The 21,124-nt window shown below is 49.7% G+C and carries 19 protein-coding genes and 1 tRNA gene; 12 read left to right on the top strand and 8 right to left on the bottom strand.

Translation table 11 applies throughout. From position 1 onward, the window contains the following. Positions 1-65 precede the first annotated feature (65 nt). The 7 genes from BN348_RS07560 (at position 66) to BN348_RS07530 (ending at position 9,489) form a co-directional block, all read left to right on the top strand. Complete coding sequence (locus BN348_RS07560) at positions 66-1,274, top strand: HpcH/HpaI aldolase/citrate lyase family protein (protein WP_040197232.1); 1,209 nt, start codon at positions 66-68, stop codon at positions 1,272-1,274. Further along, complete coding sequence (locus BN348_RS07555; RefSeq protein ID WP_040197231.1) at positions 1,271-3,016, top strand: phosphoribosyltransferase domain-containing protein; 1,746 nt, start codon at positions 1,271-1,273, stop codon at positions 3,014-3,016. Before BN348_RS07560 ends, BN348_RS07555 begins: the two co-directional genes overlap by 4 nt. Before the next feature lie 20 nt (positions 3,017-3,036). Beyond that, a complete protein-coding gene (locus BN348_RS07550) occupies positions 3,037-4,149 on the top strand; it encodes a cysteine protease StiP family protein (protein WP_040197230.1) in 1,113 nt (370 codons plus the stop codon). After that, the gene (locus BN348_RS07545) at positions 4,146-4,952 is read left to right on the top strand and encodes an HAD family hydrolase (protein ID WP_040197229.1); all 807 of its coding nucleotides are present in this window, start codon (positions 4,146-4,148) and stop codon (positions 4,950-4,952) included. Before BN348_RS07550 ends, BN348_RS07545 begins: the two co-directional genes overlap by 4 nt. A gap of 4 nt (positions 4,953-4,956) precedes the next feature. After that, positions 4,957-7,653 (top strand): calcium-translocating P-type ATPase, PMCA-type, encoded by a 2,697-nt coding sequence (locus tag BN348_RS07540; protein WP_242844324.1) that lies wholly within the window; start codon positions 4,957-4,959, stop codon positions 7,651-7,653. 94 nt (positions 7,654-7,747) lie between these two features. Beyond that, entirely contained in the window at positions 7,748-8,287 is a 540-nt protein-coding gene (locus BN348_RS07535; RefSeq protein ID WP_040197228.1) for a flavodoxin family protein, read from the top strand. 167 nt (positions 8,288-8,454) lie between these two features. Beyond that, positions 8,455-9,489, top strand: a complete 1,035-nt coding sequence (locus tag BN348_RS07530; RefSeq protein WP_040197227.1) for a 2-hydroxyacid dehydrogenase — start codon at positions 8,455-8,457, stop codon at positions 9,487-9,489. A 4-nt stretch (positions 9,490-9,493) separates the two neighbouring features. Here BN348_RS07530 and BN348_RS07525 read toward each other — a convergent pair whose 3' ends face one another. After that, positions 9,494-9,997 (bottom strand): amidase domain-containing protein, encoded by a 504-nt coding sequence (locus BN348_RS07525; RefSeq protein ID WP_040197226.1) that lies wholly within the window; start codon positions 9,995-9,997, stop codon positions 9,494-9,496. A gap of 429 nt (positions 9,998-10,426) precedes the next feature. On the opposite strand from BN348_RS07525, the gene BN348_RS07520 reads away from it, so the two are divergent. Then, a tRNA-Ser gene (locus BN348_RS07520) sits at positions 10,427-10,515 on the top strand. 218 nt (positions 10,516-10,733) lie between these two features. Here BN348_RS07520 and BN348_RS07515 read toward each other — a convergent pair. From BN348_RS07515 to BN348_RS07490, 6 genes are all read right to left on the bottom strand, one after another. After that, entirely contained in the window at positions 10,734-12,017 is a 1,284-nt protein-coding gene (locus BN348_RS07515; RefSeq protein ID WP_040197224.1) for a tyrosine-type recombinase/integrase, read from the bottom strand. Then, a complete protein-coding gene (locus BN348_RS07510; protein ID WP_040197223.1) occupies positions 12,017-12,244 on the bottom strand; it encodes a DNA-binding protein in 228 nt (75 codons plus the stop codon). Before BN348_RS07510 ends, BN348_RS07515 begins: the two co-directional genes overlap by 1 nt. A 908-nt stretch (positions 12,245-13,152) precedes the next feature. Continuing rightward, positions 13,153-13,407: a helix-turn-helix domain-containing protein gene (locus BN348_RS13590; protein WP_082020850.1), complete on the bottom strand. Its 255-nt coding sequence runs from the start codon at positions 13,405-13,407 to the stop codon at positions 13,153-13,155. 26 nt (positions 13,408-13,433) lie between these two features. After that, a complete protein-coding gene (locus tag BN348_RS13900; RefSeq protein ID WP_156136451.1) occupies positions 13,434-14,198 on the bottom strand; it encodes a CAP domain-containing protein in 765 nt (254 codons plus the stop codon). An 18-nt stretch (positions 14,199-14,216) separates the two neighbouring features. Beyond that, on the bottom strand, positions 14,217-14,534 hold the full coding sequence (locus tag BN348_RS07495) for a hypothetical protein (RefSeq protein WP_040197220.1): 318 nt from the start codon (positions 14,532-14,534) through the stop codon (positions 14,217-14,219). Continuing rightward, positions 14,531-14,839, bottom strand: coding sequence for a DUF6809 family protein (locus BN348_RS07490; protein ID WP_040197219.1), 309 nt, complete (start codon positions 14,837-14,839; stop codon positions 14,531-14,533). Before BN348_RS07490 ends, BN348_RS07495 begins: the two co-directional genes overlap by 4 nt. Positions 14,840-14,999: 160 nt before the next feature. Here BN348_RS07490 and BN348_RS07485 point away from each other — a divergent pair, with 160 nt between their 5' ends. The 4 genes from BN348_RS07485 to BN348_RS07475 all read left to right on the top strand — a co-directional run bounded on the left by BN348_RS07485 (position 15,000) and on the right by BN348_RS07475 (position 20,339). After that, positions 15,000-15,239, top strand: coding sequence for a helix-turn-helix domain-containing protein (locus BN348_RS07485; RefSeq protein ID WP_040197218.1), 240 nt, complete (start codon positions 15,000-15,002; stop codon positions 15,237-15,239). Between the two features lie 186 nt (positions 15,240-15,425). Beyond that, positions 15,426-17,540, top strand: coding sequence for a site-specific DNA-methyltransferase (locus tag BN348_RS07480; protein ID WP_040197216.1), 2,115 nt, complete (start codon positions 15,426-15,428; stop codon positions 17,538-17,540). A gap of 2 nt (positions 17,541-17,542) precedes the next feature. Beyond that, positions 17,543-18,037, top strand: a complete 495-nt coding sequence (locus BN348_RS14240; protein WP_242844322.1) for a DEAD/DEAH box helicase family protein — start codon at positions 17,543-17,545, stop codon at positions 18,035-18,037. 13 nt (positions 18,038-18,050) lie between these two features. Then, positions 18,051-20,339, top strand: coding sequence for a DEAD/DEAH box helicase (locus BN348_RS07475; protein ID WP_242844321.1), 2,289 nt, complete (start codon positions 18,051-18,053; stop codon positions 20,337-20,339). Positions 20,340-20,901: 562 nt separating this feature from the next. On the opposite strand, the gene BN348_RS07470 is transcribed toward BN348_RS07475, so the two are convergent. Continuing rightward, on the bottom strand, positions 20,902-21,120 hold the full coding sequence (locus BN348_RS07470; RefSeq protein ID WP_052446799.1) for a hypothetical protein: 219 nt from the start codon (positions 21,118-21,120) through the stop codon (positions 20,902-20,904). Positions 21,121-21,124 lie beyond the last annotated feature (4 nt).

Here is a 21,124-nt window from a genome sequence, read left to right as displayed (position 1 = left end):
GAAAGGGATGATTTCAGAATCATCCCTTTTTTCAAAATCAGCAAAACATGGGAGAAGTTGATGCATTGCAGTATTATCAATTTTTAACAGAAGAGGAGTCGGACAGGCTCTTTTATCGGATTCCAAGACCCTTTTTCCGTGACAGTGACAAGGAACTGCTGCGCACGTCGCTCGGCGCGCTGCTGTATATCCCGGCCGACCGCGAGGACATCGCCCAGCTGCTGATCGCCTCAAAGATCACCGGCGCGGCGGCGGTCTGCATCTGTTTGGAGGATGCGATCGGGGACGGCGTGCGCAAAAAGAGCATGTCAAACCTGAAGCGGCAGACCGCTTTGCTGGAAGAAGCGTTGGAGGAAGGCCGGATAAACCGGGAGCGTCTGCCGCTGATCTTTGTGCGGGTCAAGGATGTCCCGATGCTCGAAGCGCTGCAGGATTTTTTCAGCGGGCATGCCGAAATCCTGGCTGGCGCCGTCTTCCCGAAGGTCACGCTTGACAGCCTGCCGCGCTATCTGGAACTCACCGCGCAGATCAATCGAAAGAGTACGCAGATCTTCTACGCGATGCCGATCATCGAATCGGCGGAGTTCATCACCAGCACCGACCGCCTGCGCACCCTGCGGGAGTACCGCGATATCGTAAGCAGGTATGGGCGATATGTGCTGAACATCCGCGTCGGCGCGACCGACCTGTGCGGCATGTACGGCATCCGGCGGCGGAAGAGCACCCATGTCCACAACATCGGCATCATGCGAAGCTGTATGGAGGATATCATCCGGGTGTTCGCGTTCCGGGATGAATACACCGTGAGCGGCCCCGTCTGGGAATACTTCACAAGCGTACAGGAGATTGAACGCACCGGAAGCTATGAGGAGATCGAATTCCTGATGAAGGAAACCGCATTGAATTTGGAAAACGGGATGCTCGGCAAAACCGCCGTGCACCCAATGCAGCTGGTGCCGATCCAGTCGGTGCACACGGTCGATTACGAGCAGTATATCGACGCGAAGTCGATCGCCGAGGCCGATCCGGACCGAAACGGCGTGATCTCCAGCGATTACCACAACAAGATGAACGAACTTCGCCCGCATGAAATCTGGGCGAATAAAATATTGAAGCGCGCGCAGACGTTCGGCGTCTACCGCCCGGACACCGGCTGCAGGGAGCTGGTCGAACTCTTTCTGAAGCACGAGCATGAAAGACGCATCGGCGCGGCCAACCTGGTGGAAGAACCTATGCGGCAAATCCGGGCTTCAGCAGAGGAGGGCGACGCATGAACCAGCCGGTTAAACGTGTTTACCGTGTAGCGGATGCGCTCGAATTGACGCTGGAGCTGGAGCGGACCCGCTTCGGCCTGCGCCCGGACGCGCTGTTCGGCGTGAGCATCCGGGAAAACCCGAACCGTCCGTTTCTGTTCGTCAGCAGGGTGCTGGGCAAGCATCTGCCGGTCGCGCCGAAACGGATGCTGTCGGCCGCCAAGCTGCTGAGCTGTGCGGGAAACGATGCGGCGCATGATGAAGCAGAGCTTTCCTTCTTTGCGGACATCGTAAACGGAGACTCCGAGGCGGATTTTGAGACGGTGTATGCACGCCTGATGCACAGCAGAAACATCCTGACGAAAGAGCGGCGGACACTGTTCATCGGCTTTGCCGAGACCGCGACCGGGCTTGCCCAGAGCGTTTTCGACAGCTTCGGTGGGGACTGCGCCTATGTGAATACGACCCGTGTAGAAGCGGATGACGACAGCTTCCTCGATTTTCTGGAGGAGCATTCGCACGCAAAGCAGCATTATCTGTATCTGGGACGGCTGTCCTCCTTTATGCAGGGGCTTAGAAGAATTGCGCTGATTGACGACGAGCTGACAACCGGCAACACGATGCGCAACCTGATCCGGGCGCTGCACCGGCAGTTCGGCGTAACGAGCTACACGATCTATACGCTGCTTGACTGGCGCGGGGACGAGCATCTCGAACAGTTCCGGCAGCTTGAGCAGGAACTGCGGATACAGATTGAAGTCCTGTCCCTGATCCGCGGCCGGATCCGGCAGGTGTCCTACACGATGCCCACACAGCCGAAAAATCTTGCGGATTACCGGGGAAAAGGGCAGGGGATTGAGCTGGATTCCGAGGATAAAAAAGCAGTAGCGAACAACTGCGAAACGGACAAGGAGTGCCTGAACCGTTCAGCCAGCCTCCGAGAGCCGTTAGAAAAGATCGATGGAGGAGCACACAAGACGGAGAACGAAGCTCCGCATGCCACAGCATGCAATTGTGAATTGGATAGAGACATCCTGAATAGTTCTGCCATTCTTCGGGAGCCGTTTGAGAACGGTAACGGAGAGGCACACAAAATGCGGGACGAAGCTTCGCATACTGTTTTCTGCGGTAAAAGCGGGGAAATGTATGGCACCATTTACAGGATCGATTGCCGGGATCTGTTTAAAGATTTTGCCGGGGAAGGGCAGGAGAGCTTCTCTGTACAGGGGCGGTTTGGATTGACGGCGGCGGAGCGCGACGCACTGGCAGACCGATGCAGAAAGGCGGCGCTGCGCTTGAAAGATTACCAGATGACGCTGCAATTGGGAGAGAACCAGGCGGGAATACCGGCAAATGATCGACCCGATGCCATATCCGGCAGGATACCAAATAAGACGGCGGAAGATGAGAAGCCCGCTCACGGACAGACCCATAGCAGGACGGCGTACATCGGCACCGGGGAGTTTATCTTCCTGCCGATGCTGCTTGCGGCTTTTCTGGATGAGAATTCCCGCTGTCAGTCCACGACCCAAAGCCCGGTAATGCCTTACCCGAATGCCGGCTCCGCCATCGAATGCGGTGTGCGTTATCATGCGCCGGACTGCTACAGCGCGGCGGGATATCTCTACAATGTCGTGCCGGGACAGTATGAGCGGGCATTCCTCTTTGTGGAGGCCGGGCACACCTGTGAAACCGGCTTAAAAGAATTGTGTGTTTATTTAAAAGATGGTGGCATCGATCAGATATTTATGATATACTTATAAATCAAAAAAGGGGGCATGCAATGATACGCGAACAGAACAGGGCAAAGGGCAGCTTTTTAGAGGAGGACGTCACACTGCTTCTCAAGGATGTCTCCAGCCTTGTCGAAGAACGGCCGACCGCCGTTCGGGAAAAAGAGATACAACATGGACGGCACTACTGTATGGACCTGCCAATCGAAAAGCTGCCGTCCGAGGAATATATGAAGATCTTTCATCAGCTCTTCCGGGAGAACTGCGGAAGGGTTGCGCTCTACACAGCCGTGCTCACACAGCTTGTGCTGCAGGAGTTCTCGCATCCGGTCTTTGTCTCGTTGGTGCGCGCGGGCACGCCGGCCGGCGTGCTGATGCGCCGGTACGCACAGAGGTATCTTCACCGGGAAGTCGCGCACTATGGGCTTTCCATTATACGCGGCGTGGGCTTTGATGAAAACGCCCTCAAAGATATTTTGTCCGCCCATCCCGGCTGCACGCCGGTGTTTGTCGACGGATGGACCGGCAAGGGGATGATTGCATCCCAGCTGAAGGAATCTTGTGAAGTTTTTAACAAGAAATATGGAACTGCTGTCCGGCCGGTTCTGGCGGTGCTGTCCGACCCGGCCTGCTGCACCGACTTGTACGCGACCCGGGAGGATTTTGTCAACCCGTCAAGCTGCCTGAACAGCACCGTGTGCGGGCTGATTTCACGCAGTGTTTTGAACGAAGCCTTCATCGGCCCCGACGATTACCACGGCGTCAAGGTGTATGAAAAGTTCAAAAATGATGACCTGACGGCATTCTACCTGGACGGCGTGACGGAGCTGTTTGAGGACGTACAGGCCCAGGCGCAAAGGATGCTGGACGCGCTGCTGCGCGAGGACCGCACGCCGACCTTCCGCGGGATGTCGGCGGTCCGGGAGATTGCAGCGGTGTTCGGTGTGGATGACATCAACCGTGTCAAGCCGAGCATCGGGGAGACCACCCGCGTGCTGCTGCGCCGGGTGCCCGACCGCATCCTGCTCCAGGATACGGAAAGCGCACAGGTTGCGCACATCCTCCAGCTGGCAAAGGAAAAGAACGTCCCGGTGGAAGTCTACCGCGACATGCCGTACATCTGCTGCGGGCTGATATCCAATCAAAAGAGGGTGGAGCTATGATCTTTTCAACCGATCTGGACCGTACGCTGATCTTCTCGAAGCGCCGGTTCGACCCGAAAAAGGTTCAAACTGTGCCGGTCGAGCAGCGCGAGGGCGTCGACTGCTCGTTCATGACGCCGAGGGCTTATTATTATTTTCAGGAGATCATGCGCCGAACCGTTCTGGTCGCCAACACGATGCGCGGCATCGAGCAGGCGAAACGGATTCGGTTTGTGCAGGAAGGACGCTGTGACTATGTCGTCACGCAGAACGGGCTGTATATCTACCGCGACGACCGCCCGGACAAGCTGTATGGGGAGATCGTCGCCGCGCTGGCCGCCCAGACACAGTTCGGCTTCGATGAGGCGATCGATCAGATTCTTCATGAGGTCGGCGGTATCCTGTGCATGTCCAAGCGGTACGAATACATGGCGGTGTTCTTCACCGACGGGGAACGGTTCGACCGCCGTGCCTACCAGCAGCTGCGCATGTATTACCACGACTGCGGATGGGAGCTTTATGAGCAGGGCAAGAAGCTCTATCTCTCCCCGCTGGCGGTCGACAAATCCCGCGCACTGCTGTATATCAGGGAACGGGAACAGGCGGACAGCGTAACGTCGTTCGGCGATTCCTACTTTGATATCCCGATGCTGAAGGCGTCGGATATCCGTTATTCCCTGGCAGGCTGCGAATTACAGGAGATTCATCCTGATTTCGAGATACACTATTCCGACAGCCCGGGCATTCTGGGCAGTCAGGAGGTAATGGAGCATTTTTTGAACCATCATCTGCAGTATAAGACTGAGAAAGAGAACAGGAGATGAACCGATGATCACACACAAGATGAACCCCTTGAATGAAGAAGAGGTTCTGAAAAGCCGAAAAGAACACGGCAGCAATATGCTGACCCCGCCGAAGCAGACCTCCTTCCTCAAGGAGCTTTGGGCAAATTTCCGCGGCGACGCGCTCATCCGCATTCTGACCGTAGCGCTGGTCGTCACGCTGGTGTTTGCGCTGCTTGGATGGGGAGACTGGCTTGAGGCGGTCGGCATCGCGATTGCCGTCGTGCTTGCAACCACCGTTTCTACCTACAGCGAGTATTCCAACAACAAGCTGTTCCAGAAACTGCAGGATGAATATTCCAAGATCATCTGCAGGGTGTTCCGCAGAAAGGGCGGTCAGACCAAGATCAGCGACATCAAGATCGACGAGATCGTGGTCGGCGACTACATCCTTCTGCAGGCCGGAGACAAGATCAGCGCCGACGGCGTCATCGTCGACGGGGAGATCAAGGTCAACCAGGCCAGCCTGAACGGCGAAAGCGAGGAAGCCGAGAAGACCGCGGCCGCTCAGGACTACGCGTTCAGTCCCGACGAGGTCGATTTCCTCGACGAGCACAAGGTGTACCGCGGCTCGGTCGTCACAAGCGGCGAGGCGGTCATGCTGGTCAAATGCGTCGGCGACACGTCCCAGTTCGGAAAGCTTGCCAAGGAGCTTGGCGAGGAGGACGACCGGGAATCCCCGCTGAAATTAAAGCTTGGCAAGCTGGCCGACAACATCTCGAAATTCGGCTATATCGGCGGCGCGCTGATCGCCGTCGCGTTTATGATCAACTGCATGTTTTTAAACCCGAGCATCGCGCCGGAAGCGACGACCTACTTCTCCATGGCCAACTGGCAGGAGATCGTTATGGACGTCGTGCATTCGGTCACGCTGGCCATCGTCATCATCGTCGTGGCGGTCCCGGAGGGCCTGCCGATGATGATCGCGCTGGTATCCGGGCTCAATATGAAAAAGCTATTGAAAGACAACATCCTGATCCGAAAGATCGACGGTGCGGAGACGGCCGGAAGCCTCAACATCCTGTACTCCGACAAGACCGGCACCATCACCAAGGGGCAGCTGCAGGTCGTCAGCTTCTATTCCTCCGAGGACCGGGAGTATGGGGACTACGGTTCCATACCGGACAAGCTGCGCGAGATGCTGCTGATCAGCATTAAAGGAAACACCAACGCGGTCTGTATCGAGAACAGCGGCAAGCTGGAGATTTCGGGCGGCAACGTGACCGAACGCGCGCTGCATGAATTCCTGGGCGTCGAAGGCGAGCGGCAGTATATCGGCTACAACATCAGCATCAAGGATGAACTGATGTTCAACTCCAAAAACAAGTACTCGGCCTCCGAGATCGAGGACCGCGCGCTGATCAAGGGCGCGCCGGAGAAACTGCTGCAGTACTGTACATATTACTATGATGAGGATATGCAGGTGAAGCCGCTGACCGCGGAGATGAAGGCGAAGATCGAAAACCGCATCAACGCGCTGGCCACCAAGGCGATGCGCGTGCTGGCGTTTGCGACCTCGTCCAATCAGATCGGCGACGACCTGCTCAAGGAGATGACCTTCATCGGGCTGGTCGGCATCCGCGACGAGCTGCGCCCCGAAGCGGTCACCGCCATCGAGATGGCGCGCAAAGCGGGCATCCAGGTCGTCATGGTCACCGGCGACAAGAAGGAAACAGCCTTCGCGATTGCGCGCGACGCGGGCCTTGTCCAGCAGGAAAACGACCTTGCGCTGACCAGCGATGAGCTGAACGCGCTGAGCGACGAGCAGCTCAAGGAGATCCTGCCGAAGCTGCGCGTTGTGGCCCGTGCGCTGCCGACCGACAAGAGCCGGCTGGTGCGCATTTCGCAGGAGCTGAACCTGGTGGTCGGTATGACCGGCGACGGCGTCAACGACGCTCCGGCGCTCAAGAAGGCCGACGTCGGCTTCGCAATGGGCTCCGGCACCGAGGTTTCCAAGGAGGCCGCCGACATCACAATCCTGGACGACAACTTCAATTCGGTGGTCAAAACCGTGCTGTATGGACGCACCATCTTCAACAACATCCGCAAATTCATCGTGTTCCAGCTGACCATCAACGTCAGCGCCGTGCTGATTGCCTTCATCGGCCCGTTTTTGGGCATTGGAACGCCGCTTTCGGTCACGCAGATGCTCTGGGTCAACATTGTCATGGACACGCTGGCGGCGCTGGCATTGGGCGGTGAACCGCCGCTGCCGCGCTATATGGAGGAAAAGCCGAAGCGCCGCGACGAATCGATTATCAACAGAAACATGTGGTCGAGCATCCTGACGGTCGGCGGCTACCTGACCGCGGCCTGTCTGGTGGTGCTGCTGGTTCCGTTCTTCCGCACGCTGTTCAGGGCTGGACCGGCGGGCAACGCGGACCTTTACTTCCTGACCGGTTTCTTCTGCTTCTATGTGCTGTCGGCCATGCTGAACGGTCTGAACGTCCGCACCGATAAGATCAACATCTTTGAGGGCATCACGGCCAACAAGGGCTTTTTAAGCGTCATGGCGCTGATTGTCGTCGTGCAGGTGCTGATGACCTATATCGGCGGCGCCATCCTGCGTACAGCCGGCCTCAATTTGCAGGAATGGGCCGTTGTGGTACTCGGCGTCATCATCATCCTGCCGATCGGCACCATCCGCAAGCTGATCTTTAACAAGCGTCATCACGAGTCTTAAAACAGGCTGATGATTGTTTTGGGAAACATCCGCTGCCGGCAGCAGAGCATGTTGGATACGGCAGGGGGAATGACTGCAAAAGGGGGCATTGTATATGAAAGTACTTGTCATCACCGGAAGCCCGCATAAGAAGGGCACCTCCGCGCTTCTGGCGGATTCCTTCATCAAGGGCGCGCTCAGCGCCGGACATGAGGTTGTCCGCTTTGACGCCGCGTTTGAGAATGTCCACCCGTGCCAGGGCTGCATGTATTGCTGGGAGCACGAGAGCAGCTGTGTTTACCAGGATGCGATGACCGATCTGAACCCGGTGCTGTTTGGCTGTGATATGGTCGTGTTCGTGACGCCGCTGTATTACTTCGGCATGACGGCACAGATGAAGCGGGTCATCGACCGGTTTTTTGCGAACAACGAGGTTCTGCGGAAGAATGCCAAGAAAACGGCTCTGCTGGTCACCTGCGGCGATCAGGACAAATGGGCGGTGGATGCGTTGAAGGCGCACTATCAGACGGTCTGTCAATATCTCGGCTGGCAGGATGTCGGTTCGCTCACAGCCTTCGGCGTCTACACGCGCGAGGATATCGAGAAGACCGATTATCCCAAGCAGGCGTTTGATTTCGGCGCGTCGCTTTCATAAGCAAGCATCAAAGGCATCGACAGACAATGGTTCATATCATCAGAAAAGGCGCTTTCACCTGGGTGAAAGCGCCTTTTCAATGGAGCGGAAGGGGAAGGTGAGAATGTTGGAGGAATAGCAGGGGTTAGAGGAACGCATACTAACAGAAAAAGGGAGGGCGAACCGCTATGAAGAAAATCGCATTTTATGATACGAAGCCGTATGACCGCATCTATTTCGACCGTATGAAGGAGGAATATGGCTTTGAGATCATCTATCATGAAGCCAACCTCAACGCCTCCACAGCCGTGCTGGCAGCCGGCTGCGACGCAGTCGTCGCATTTGTCAACGATACGATCGATCAGCCGGTCATCGAGACGCTGCATCGGGAAAAGATCGGCATCCTCGCCATGCGCTGCGCGGGCTATAACAACATCGATTTCAAGCATGCCTATGGTAAACTGCACGTGGTGCGGGTACCGGTCTATTCCCCATACGCGGTGGCAGAGCATGCGATGGCGCTGCTGCTGACACTGAACCGCAAAACCCACCGGGCCTTCAACCGAACACGGGAATACAATTTCAGTCTCAACAATCTGATCGGCGTCGACCTGCATGGGAAAACGGCCGGCGTGGTGGGCACCGGAAAGATCGGACGCGTATTCATCAACATCTGCAAGGGATTCGGCATGCAGGTGATTGCCTACGACCCCTATCCCGCCAAGGATGCGGATTTCGAATACGTTCCGTTTGATGAACTGTGCAGGCGCAGTGATGTCATCTCTCTGCACTGCCCGCTGACAAAGGAAACCGACCACATCATAAATAAAAAGGCCCTGTCCGAGATGAAGAACACCGCCTATCTTCTCAATACCTCCCGCGGCGCGCTCATTGACAGCGAAGCGTTGCTGGCTGCGCTGAAAAATAAGCAGCTTGCCGGAGCGGGACTGGATGTCTATGAAGAGGAGAGCGACCTGTTTTATGAGGATCTGTCCTATTCTATCATCGACGACGATGTACTGGCGGGGCTGATTGCGATGCCGAATGTCATTGTGACCTCCCATCAGGCCTTCCTGACCGAAGAAGCGCTCCACAATATCGCCAAGGTTACAATGGACAATCTGAAAGCCTACTTTGACGAGTCGCCGCTCGACAACGAGATCTGCTACCGCTGTGAAGAGGAAGGCCATTGCGGAAAAAGTCATCAGAAGCGCTGTTTTTAGCGGCTCACCAGCTTTTATGAACGCCTTCGATGTGCAGGAAGCGGATGTTGGCATAGGTGTAGGAGCTCAACCGCCGCTGGTGCGCGTCGAAGGAGTGGGTACTGACCAAAATGTTGCTTTCATCCGGCTCATTGCCCACACCGGTGACGACAAGGGAATGGTAAAACTCGTTTGAGTAGTTGCCGAGCTGTATAATATCGCCGATCATCATGCGGTCGATGGTGGTATCGCTTGCAAAGACGCCCTGGGTTTTGTTGCTGGTCAGAAAGTTGTACAGATACTGCACGCCGGTCCAGGATGCCGTCCGGTCGCTGGAGCTGTTGTAGTACCAGCCGTAGATCGGCGTATAGTTCATGACGCCGCTTCCGGCGTACAGACATTGTGAAGCAAAATTGGTGCAGTCTCCGCCGAGATCCGAAAAATCCAGATAATTCGGGTTGCGGCGGTACGCCCATGCTTCGGCATAGTCAAACGCCCTTTGACGGTTATATGGCAAAACGGTTGGCATAGAATACCCCTCCCAGAAAAATTTTCTCTGAAATATCATATGAAATGAATTCTTTTTTGATGACAGTACACGGTTTGTGGAAAGAGTGAAAAGTATTATGATATAAGCTGGAGTGCAACTTTATTCCGGAGGTATTTGCAGGAACAAAAATTTCTGAAAAATATGAAAAAAAGTTTGACTTTTAGGGGGAAGATGTGGTAATATATTAATGTTCGCTGCACGAGTATGATCCATAACAAAGGCATGGAAGATATCGGCGATAGTTTGATAGCTGGAAGCGTGTAGAAGTGGCTGTAACAGCCTGTGCTCAAAATCATGTGATCTTCCGCTAAAACTGAATATTTACAACATGGAGAAGTATCAAAGTGGTCATAACGAGCCGCACTCGAAATAATGTGATAATCTCCTAAAACTGCATATTTATGATACGGAAGAGTATCGAAGTGGTCATAACGAGCCGCACTCGAAATGCGGTTGTCCGCAAGGGCACGTGGGTTCGAATCCCACCTCTTCCGCCAAAAACCCGCACAAACACTAGGTTTGTGCGGGTTTTCTCTTTGCCTTTCACTATTCGATTTTCGAGGTTTCAATGAAATGGTGCCAATTTTGTGGTGACATTGGCACCACAATTTTTTTCTTCATTCATCCTATGCATTTTGGTTAGATTCTCTGGTGACATTTTGGTGATAAGAAGTGTTAACAGGGTTTGTAAATTGCTAAAGCCATCTGGGGGTATTCATTCGGCGTTCTGCCGATTCTCCTCGTTTTTTTCAGTATTCGCTTTCGGGAATAGTGCGTTGTGGTAAGCGTCCAGCACATATTTCTTGCGTTCTAATCTCACGTCCACATACTGCGCGGTTACGGCGTCTAAGTTGGTAGAAATCCCAAGCTGGAGACCCGTACCCTTTAGGCTGTGGCCCAGGATCATGCCCACGGTATAAAAGTCTCCGGTCAGCTGATGCATGTTGGTTGCCGCCGAATGGCGCAGGTCGTGGAATCGGAGGTGAGGCAAACTCAGCCGCCGGATCAACTGGGCAAAATTCGCGGATACGCTGTCCCGGCGGTTCGGAGCGCCGTTGGGTTTTGCGTTGACCAGGTCGTTTTCATAATAGCTTCCACCGCCGTTTCTTGCCAGGCTACGTTGACGTTCCTGAAGCTCCAGCTGTCTTTCGAAATACTCTCTTGCCACCTCGGTAATCGGCAGCGTGCGCTCGCCGGAGCCATCGGCTCCCTTTCCTTTCACGGGAGCCATCTCACTAACTTCTGTTGTTCCTGTTGGCAGCTTATAGGGAAGCTGTTCCACTACTAAGAAGCAGCCATTTTCCAAATCCACATTGCGCCATCTCAGGCCCAGAATCTCGCTCATGCGCATACCGTACATGCCCGCCAGCATGACGATCATCTCCCATTCAGTACCGGTGAGCAGGCCAAATAGCTGCTGCATTTGCGGGATGGTGTACGGGTCAGGCGTTTTTCCTTGTTTTCCAAACTTGGTCAGAATATCACGGGCTGGATTATGGTCGATGTAGCGGTATTTCCTCGCCGCCTCCAGCGCCACGCTCAGAATGCGCTGGGTGTAGCGTACAGAGCTTTGGGACAGTCCCTCGTCAAACATCTTCTGAAACATCTCATCCAGCATAGCGGGTGTGAGCGCCCGCAGCTGTACGTAGCCGATATGGGGCCCGATATGGTTGCGGATGTAGCTCTTGTAGCCGTCAAAGGTGCTGGGGCGCAGATTGGCCTTGCCGTGCTGCTCTACCCAGGTCTCCATGTACTCCTGAACCGTCTGCTTGCCCTTTGCCATGTCAATAGGGGAATAGGATGGGCTTGCCAGCTTCGTGCGCATCTCCGCCTCATACTGGACAGCCTCCTTCTTTGTGGCAAAGCCTTTCTTCACATGGGTTCTCCATTTGCCCTGCTGCTGGTATTTCACGTTGACATCATAGACAACACCTGCCTTGCCTGTCAAAGCTCCGTTTCCATCTCTCTTGTTTTTTACCTGTCTCGTCGATACCGACATTACTCCGCCTCCTTTTTCACACGGATTTTATTCCGCTCGTACCAATCCCAAATCGCGGCTTCCACCAGCAGCTTTCGGTTTCCATTCTCGACATACTCAATTTGCCGGTCCTCAATCAGCTGGCGCAGTTTGTTTTCCCCAATACCGCTGATGCGGCTCATCTGTTCCACGGTTTTAAGCAGCGTATCCTCACGGACGTACGGCGCTTGATTGTTTGTTTTCCTCATCTGTGCAACCCCCTTTCCTTTTATTTCTTTCTGTGCAAACACACAGCATCGCGTTTCACTCCTTTCTTCATTTTGCTGACAACTTAAATATGCAGGAGGTTGAAAGGATTTATGAAACAGATAGAAAAGGAGAATTGAGCTATGATTGTTTTCTCTCCTGCCAAGCTCTAAAAAGTTTCAGCTAAAACTACTCAGAAAACAAAAAACAGTCTGCACCATGCCCCCGCTGGGCGCAAGTGCAGGCCGCTTGATCGTTTTCTTTATGGATTTCTGTCATACCCAGAGTATGACAGACCGGCATATGTCTCCAGGATTGGAAAAATATTTTTCAGGCTGCGGCAACCGCGATTGTGAGAGAATCCATGAGAAAAACGGCGGTTATCGGAGCTCCGGCCGTCTATATTCGCATCCGGCGGTTTATTTGGCCCTCCGGCCGTTTTTACTCAATATGCTCTCACCCCTTTCTAAAGAGGGTCCGTTTTTGAAAACGACCGTTGGGTGAAAAACGACGGTTCAGCGTTACTAAATCCGGTCAATGTCCTTCATATTATAGTTGAGACGAAAAAGTCGCTCCGGAAGGCGGATTCGTTTCCAATTTAGGAAAGGAGGATATGTTTATGTTTCTGCCGTGCAATAACAGTGAAATCAACGTCAAAGACATCTACGCTATCATTCAAATCAGAACGGATTTGTTTGTGGACACGAAAATGCAAAAAACGGACAGGCCTTACGGTACTGCCGAAGGGACACTATTTCTGCTCCGTGATGGTACTATGCGTTATTCGGATTCTAAGCCTGAGTGGATTACTATGAAGATCATGTCGGAGAAATAAGATTCTCGGATTAAAAAAGTACAAGGAACCCGCCGTGTTCAAGTGACGCGGCGGGTTCCTTGCGTTTATTCCATATTATAAAAGCGTATAAAACTTGTGTCCAGGTCTGATTTCTTCCGTCCCTGTCAGATAGCCAAGATTGACATCAAAATACTCTGCCAACGCGCAGAGGACATCCAGCGGCGGCTTGTTTGCTCCTAATTCATAATAGGAGTAGGTGGAGCGGTTTACATGAATGAAGTCGGCAACCTGTTGTTGAGAAACGCCAGTGAGAGTGCGCAGCAGCCTTAGCTTTTCAGCGACATTTCGGTAAATTTCTGATCCCTTCATAATCCATATCACATACGATCACTAGGTTAATAAGTTTTTCCCAAAATACAGACATAAATTGAGCCGTCTTCATCTCGCGCCGCTCCTGCACCAATCCGTATAAGCTCCTCAGAAGCTAGGTCTGAACAATGTACTGTCAGCATGGAGCCCTCTTTTACCCCGTCCTCAAAGGCACCTTTCCCAACAGATTCAACACCGGAGCAGGAGTGGTACAAGCTTTTCGACTGTGCCATTTCCTCCGCGTGCGCCTGTGCGGAGACTGATAAATCAGCATCCATATTCAAGGACTTGCTTCTATGTGAGTTGACTCCTGACAATAAATCATAAAGATATGCGCTTCCCATCGCCTCCACTCTTGGGGCGTCAGAAAGTACCGGCGGCGGTGTATCAAAAAGTTCGGGAGGCGACGTTTCCGACTGATACGCTTCCTCTGGGGGATAAGAAGCCGTTTGCGGTGCTGCGGTCGCTTCACTGGATGGTGAAGAAACCGCTCTTTCAGGCGAGGAGCTCATTTTATTTTCTGATACTTCTGAGGAGCTTTCAGTGATTTGGGAGGGATTTGATGGCTCCCCAGATAAACTTGCCACTGTATACACAGCGGAGAAAAGCTCTGATGCCGGCTCTGTAGGTGTTATTGTCGGTGCTTCCGCCGGTATGCTATCTAGTGATTGCACTCTGGATAACTCTTCAGAGCCAGAGCTTGCTGTTTCTTTGGTAGTGCATGCCGGCAAAAGCAATAATTCACAAAGCAAACAGGACCAACTGATGATTCGTTTCACTTTAATTTCCATATTCTCCTCCTGCGCCGCCTAGATCAGCTGAATCAATTTGAGCAGCGTAACGCAATCGATAAACCCCTGAAGATAGATAAGGTCGCAGTCCATGGAGCTTATTTCATTTTGCAAGCGTTCCAGCTTAAGCATCAGCTTGCGATTTTTACCAAGCCGGTTCCGGATTTCATCAAAGACCTGGCTGTACTGTTTTTCCTTGCGCTGATATTCTGCATTACGCTCCTTATTACGCATACAGAGATCGGATTGAGCTTCTGAAAACGCAGCGTATAAGTGCTCCGTAAACGAGATGGGCAAATCTGCAATATTCTCTTTCAGCAACGCCTCCAGCTTCAATTTGTTTCGCCGCCTTCCTCATCCTGCTTTCTAAATCCAAGCGCCTCCAGTAATAGGTTTGTGGCAATTTGGTATCCCACGGCAAAGGCCTCCCGAACCTCCATTGCGGATGCGCTGCCGCGCGTATGCAACATGGCGTGAAACAGATCTTTATCTAAAAGATTGAGTTTGCTTTCGATTTGATCTTCCAGTTCACACGCTTGTTTTTGAATCTCATTGAATTCAGGATCTGATGAATGTAGGTTCTCGTTTGGGTTCAAGTTTCCAAAATATAAATTGTCCAGATATGGAAAAATGGGACACATATTCTCCTCCTTTTAGCCTCTATAAGTGGTATATTAAACTTCTTGTTAAGCCTATATTACCACACGGATATAACACAGTCAAGGGCGTTTGTATCACCTACAGAGCCTTTTTTATCATTTAACTTGCCAAAAGGACTTATAAAATGTTATACTAAGAAAAATGGAGGTGCAAAATTTGGCTATTCATTGTAGATTATCCACTTTGCTGGGTGAAAGGCGCATTAAAATGGCGGAACTGTCCCGTATGACAGGTGTATCCAAGACGACCATCAACGCCATGTATCACGACCGTGTCCGTAAAATCGACTACGGTGTGCTGGAACGCATCTGCAAGGCGCTGGATTGCGGGCTTTCGGATATTGTTGAGTATGTAGTTGAAGATATTTCGAATAAATCGTAAAAACATCGCGTTTTTCTTTTCTCACATGCTACAAACATAGTGATGGGAGAATCGTGTTGTCATGCAGGACAAGCTTTCATTATTACAAATATTGACCAGATACACAACCAATGCTGTTCTGATATAAGATAATGGTTTGTGCAATTTTTATATAACTGCTTATAGCGCAATAATAGGAGTGATTTTATGGCGGCAATCAATGATTTAATTAATCAAATAGACAATCCGGAGTTACAAGCTCGCATTCAGGCAGAAGTGGACCGGATGAATAAACAGAAAAAGTTTGGCTTGGTGTTCGAAGAGCACCTGCCGGAATGCACGCCACTATATGATATCCCAATCAAACAGGGAAGCACTGTTGCACGTAAGACCGGCAAGGTGAGTGAAAACTATGTCGTTCTAAAAATCGAGGAGGACACAGTAATCTGCATGCCAAAAGGCAGTAAAGATGAAGTAAAGATTCCGCTGACGGACCTGGTAGCTGTGGCGGAGTTTGGAGAAGCAATCTATCCCTGCCTCAGGCCTGTCGATACCATATGTAATGCCCCTGATAGCGAATTGTGGCATACGCTGATTGAGGCAGATAATTATCATGCCCTCCAGCTGCTGGAATACCTCTATGCCGGAAAGGTAGACTGTATCTATATCGATCCGCCTTATAACACTGGCGCAAAGGATTGGAAATACAATAATGATTATGTAGACAACAACGATGCATATAGGCACAGCAAATGGTTGTCTATGATGCAAAAGCGGTTGAGGATAGCAAAGAAACTCTTGAATTCGAAGGATTCGGTGCTAATTGTTACCATTGATGAAAAAGAATATCTGCATTTGGGGTGCTTGCTGGAAGAAATGTTTCCAGAGGCGAGGTTGCAGATGATTTCTTCAGTTATTAATCCTAAAGGAAATAGAAGAGATAATGAGTTTTCAAGGTGTGAAGAATATATATTCTTTATCTATGTCGGAAATGCATATATTATATCTAATGGTTCAGATATGCTTCGTGATGCTATTAAAGATGATAATGTAGAACAAAAAGACCGATCTGTGAGGTTGAGGGCATTGCTTAGACAGGCAAGCAATCATGGCAAGAGAACAGACAGACCCAATCTCTTTTATCCTCTTATATTCAAAAAAGATACAGGGGAATTTTTGGGACCTGGGCCTGTACCCAATATTGAAGAAGATAGAAATACATATGAACCTCCAGAAGGAACAGTAGCTATGTGGCCAATCGGCTCAAATGGTACAGAATTAACGTGGAATTTACAACCTGAAACATTAATGGCAAAGCAACGTCAACATTTTTTGAGCTTTGGAAAATGGAATGGAAAAGGACGCACGGGTTATTATTTATCCGAAAGTCAAGAAAATAATTTTAACAATGGTATGTATGATATTGTTGGTCAAGACGAAGATGGAGCATACATTATTGAATTAAAATCGTCTTTAGATAAAGACATTAGACCGTTAACAATATGGCATAAAAAATCTCATTCAGCGAGTGAATATGGAACTATGCTCTTAAATGGTTTTTTTCATGATAGACGCTTTTCATTTCCGAAATCACTCTATGCTGTAAAGGATACATTGCGTTTTTTTGTTGCTAACAAACCCAATGCATTAATCATCGATTTCTTCGCAGGCTCAGGCACTACACAACATGCGGTCAACCTCCTCAACGCAGAAGACGGCGGTCATCGTCGCTGTATTATGGTCACCAATAATGAAGTATCAGTCGACGAAGCGAAATCTCTCACCAAGCAAGGTTATCATCCTGGTGACCCGGAATGGGAGAAGCTGGGCATCGCACGCTATGTCACCTGGCCGCGCACCGTCTGTAGTATTGAAGGGCATGACGTTAATGGCAATCCACTCAAGGGGAATTATCTCGGCAGCGATATTTCTATGGCAGACGGGTTCAAATCAAATGTGGCTTATTTCAAACTTGGTTTTCTTGATAAAACCTCCGTTGCGCTTGGCAGGCAGTTCAAGGAAATGCTGCCCACCCTTTGGATGAAAGCCGGATCGTATGGGCCCTGTCCTGAACAGGACGGGGATGAGATTCCTGCCATGCTCGTTCTGCCCGAGAATAAACTTGCCATACTCACAGAAGAATCTGCCTTTCCGGATTTTCAAGCAAAAGTGAATGCCCAACCTGAAATTCAAACAGTCTTCATTGTCACTGACTACGAGGCGGGATATCGTGCTATGGCAAAAAACCTGAACGCTTCCAATACTTATCAGCTATACCGGGATTATCTCGACAATTTCAGGATCAATACAGGGAGGAACTGAGGATGAAAGTTGAATTATTTCCTTTTCAAAATAAGGCAGTCACTGACCTGCGTATGAAAGTAGCGGAAGCACTGGGAAGCTACAGACGCATGCATGTCCCGCAGGTGGTTTCCCTGCAGGCGCCGACTGGTGCGGGTAAAACGCTTATCATGGCAGCGCTTGTAGAGGATATATATTCTGGTACAGACCAGTATACGGAACAACCGGAAGCTATCTTTGTCTGGCTATCCGATTCTCCCGCGCTCAATGAACAATCAAAGCAAAAATTTGATTTTAAGGCGGATAAAATCCGCTTTGACCAGTGTGTCACCATTGAAGATGAATCCTTTGATATGGAACTGCTGGAGGATGGACATATTTACTTTCTTAACACGCAGAAGCTGGGAAAAGCTGCGAATTTAGGTAAGCATTCAGACACTCGTCAATTTACAATCTGGGAAACTTTGGAAAAAAACAGCAAAAGAAAAGGCAGACCACCTCTACTTTATTATCGATGAAGCACATCGTGGTATGCAGGGGCGAGAGGCGGGTAGAGCAACCTCCATTATGCAGCGTTTTCTCAAAGGAAGCAAAGCACATCACTTATCTCCCATGCCGGTTGTCATCGGCATCAGTGCAACTGCCGCCAGATTCAACCAATTAGTTGGTGACACCAACTCGACCTTGCAAAAATGCATTATAACCGCCAATGATGTTCGCGCATCAGGCCTGCTGAAAGATCGGATTGTCATCACCTATCCGGATGATCTGGAAAAGAACAACGAAATGGCGGTTCTACAGGCAGCAACTGACGAGTGGAAAAACAAGTGCGAGCATTGGTATCAATACTCTTACGAACAGCATTATGCTCAGGTTAATCCAATCTTCCTGATTCAAGTACTTGCCGGCAAAGGAAATAAGGTTTCCGAAACCAATTTGGATGATGTCATCGCTAAAATTGAAGAGCGAACCGGCGATTCGTTTCAAGAACATCAAGTGGTGCATACTTTTGGATCGGTTTCCACGCTGTCAATCAATGGATTGCCAGTACATCATGTGGAACCGTCTGAAATTACAGATGATAAGCGCATCCGCGTAGTACTGTTCAAAGAGAATCTTTCGACAGGCTGGGATTGTCCCCGAGCGGAAACCATGATGTCATTCCGACACGCAGAAGATGCCACTTATATTGCACAGCTTCTCGGCAGGATGGTGAGAACACCATTACAGTGTCATATTCTGGTTGACGATTTTCTGAATGATGTGCGGTTATTTCTCCCCTATTTTAATAGGAACACCGTCAAAGAGGTGATTGAAGAACTGCAAAATACCGAAGGTGGAGAAATCCCGACTGTGATTGACGGGGAATCTATGGAACGGCCGAGTTATGTTCCTTGGACAGTACGCTACCGCCGGAAGGAAGACCTGCCTATACCAGGACAATTGGAATTAACCGTACAGCAGGAGGATAATACTGTCGATTTACAGGAAGAGTCGCCTACAGATGAATCTTTTTTACCAAAAGTAGATATTTCTGAGAATCAACAGCAGATCCGGCCGCAAAGCACACCGACTCCCACATTCTCAATTAGTTCACAGAGAACCGAGTCGGATGTGTTCGCTCCAGAGACTGGTAAGCAGATTAAGTTTCCCAAATACTCTTTGGACAGAGAGGAAATCACTAAATTTATCAACGAACAGGGCCTGTTGACGTATGTAGTGCGTACTGTTAGAATAAACAGCTATTTGAAATCCTTGTTGAGTCTTGCAGCTTTGCTTACCCAGACGAATATCCACGCAAAAGCAAACGATGAAATCAAAGATGATGTTATAAATATGATATGCTCTTATATCAGCGAACTGCATCAAACGGGAAAATATGATGAACTTGCCGCACAGGTACTCAATTTTAAATTGTCTGTTTCCATCTTTGATGTATTTGGAGAAGCCCTTAACAATACTATTCAGGATTTTTTTACTGCATCTGAAAGCGACCTTGATCGACAGCTTCGTGCTGCTGATGCAAAGCTCGGAAATTGTGGATTTCAAAATGCTTATGGAAAAAAATACTACGATACAGAAAATCCGAATGCTTTTAAGATTGATTGTATTTTGTTTGCGGCAGACGATGACTGTATAGCAAAACTGAACGCATATGCAAAGAATAAATTTCATAATTTGAATGATCGATACCGAAAATATGTTGTCAATGAATCTGAGAAATACAGAAAGCAATACAGCGATATCATTGCTGACGGAGATATTGTCAGCAAACATAACTTTATCCTGCCTGAAACAATCAGTGTACGTCTCGAAGAGGACGGGACAGAGTTTGATAATCATCTTTTTGCTGATGAGAAAGGTATTGCCAAAATTAATCTTAATGGCTGGGAAGAAGGTGTTATTACGGAAGAGTCAAAAGCGTCCGATTTTGTTTGTTGGCTTAGGAATCCCTCCAGGCAAAAGTGGGCCTTATGTCTTCCCTATGAGATGAACGGTGAAATAAAACCGACCTATCCTGATTTTTTAATTATCAGAAGCGATCCTGTGCTTACATATGTCATTGATGTTTTGGAACCACATAATCCGGACTATAAAGATAATCTTGGAAAGGCAAAGGGTCTTGCGAGATATGCAGAAGAAGAGCCGAGAATTGGAAGAGTACAACTAATACGTAAGGGTAAAGACCCAGCGGGAAAGCAAAGATTTAAACGATTGGATTTGTCACATGGTACTGTAAGGGAAAAAGTGTTAAAGGCGCAAAACACTGATGAACTCGATCATATTTTTGAAACGGATGGTTTTTTTATGAAGTTATAGGTGAATGTGAAATATATGCTTGTAAACTTTAGGGAAGATAGTAAATAATATTTATCTTATTTACTCAACAGCGAAAGTTCAATTTGTTACGAGGTTACATAATGGTGCCACAATCCTAATAAACACTTAATGAAATGAACTTATTACATAAAGGGTGATTTCTAGATAAGCGTGCTTTTACACATCTCTCTATATAAAGATAAAGGGGAAAACACATATGTTTTCCCTCTCTCTCCTTCCTCGAAATGCGGTTGTCCGCAAGGGCACGTGGGTTCGAATCCCACCTTCTCCGCCATAAACAAACGTTAATATTGATACAATGTTGACGAGTGAAAAAGCCCAGTAATACTGGGCTTTTTCATATTTCAAGAGAAAAATCAGGCCGCCTTGACAGGCGGCTTTCTTGTCTTTTTGATAACGTATCGTGGTAAGATGCAACCACTCTACGGCACATTCCAACCTTTCGTGAAAAAGTTGAGAAACGTGAACAGATATGAAGTATCGTGAAAAGATTCAAAGGCATTGGCAACCATCTAAAAAGGCTACGACATCATAAAAACTCTCATTTATAACTCAGATATAATACTTTTTCGAAAAAAGTTCTTATACCTTCCCCCGGACTGGGTATTTTTACGTCTAAGGTCTGTAAAGCAATAAGCGTAAAACCAAATGACAAAAGAATGAAGAAGACGGCAACTTCCCGCCAGCTTTTCTTTTTTATCAGATTACGAGACCCCAAAAAACCTATACCGATAAAAACAGCAATAACGAAAAATATCATCCGT

This window comes from Candidatus Soleaferrea massiliensis AP7, assembly GCF_000820765.1.
Lineage (GTDB): Bacteria > Bacillota > Clostridia > Oscillospirales > Ruminococcaceae > Soleaferrea > Soleaferrea massiliensis.
Note: the sequence above shows the minus strand (reverse complement) of the source record. Positions and strands in the feature narration are given on the sequence as shown.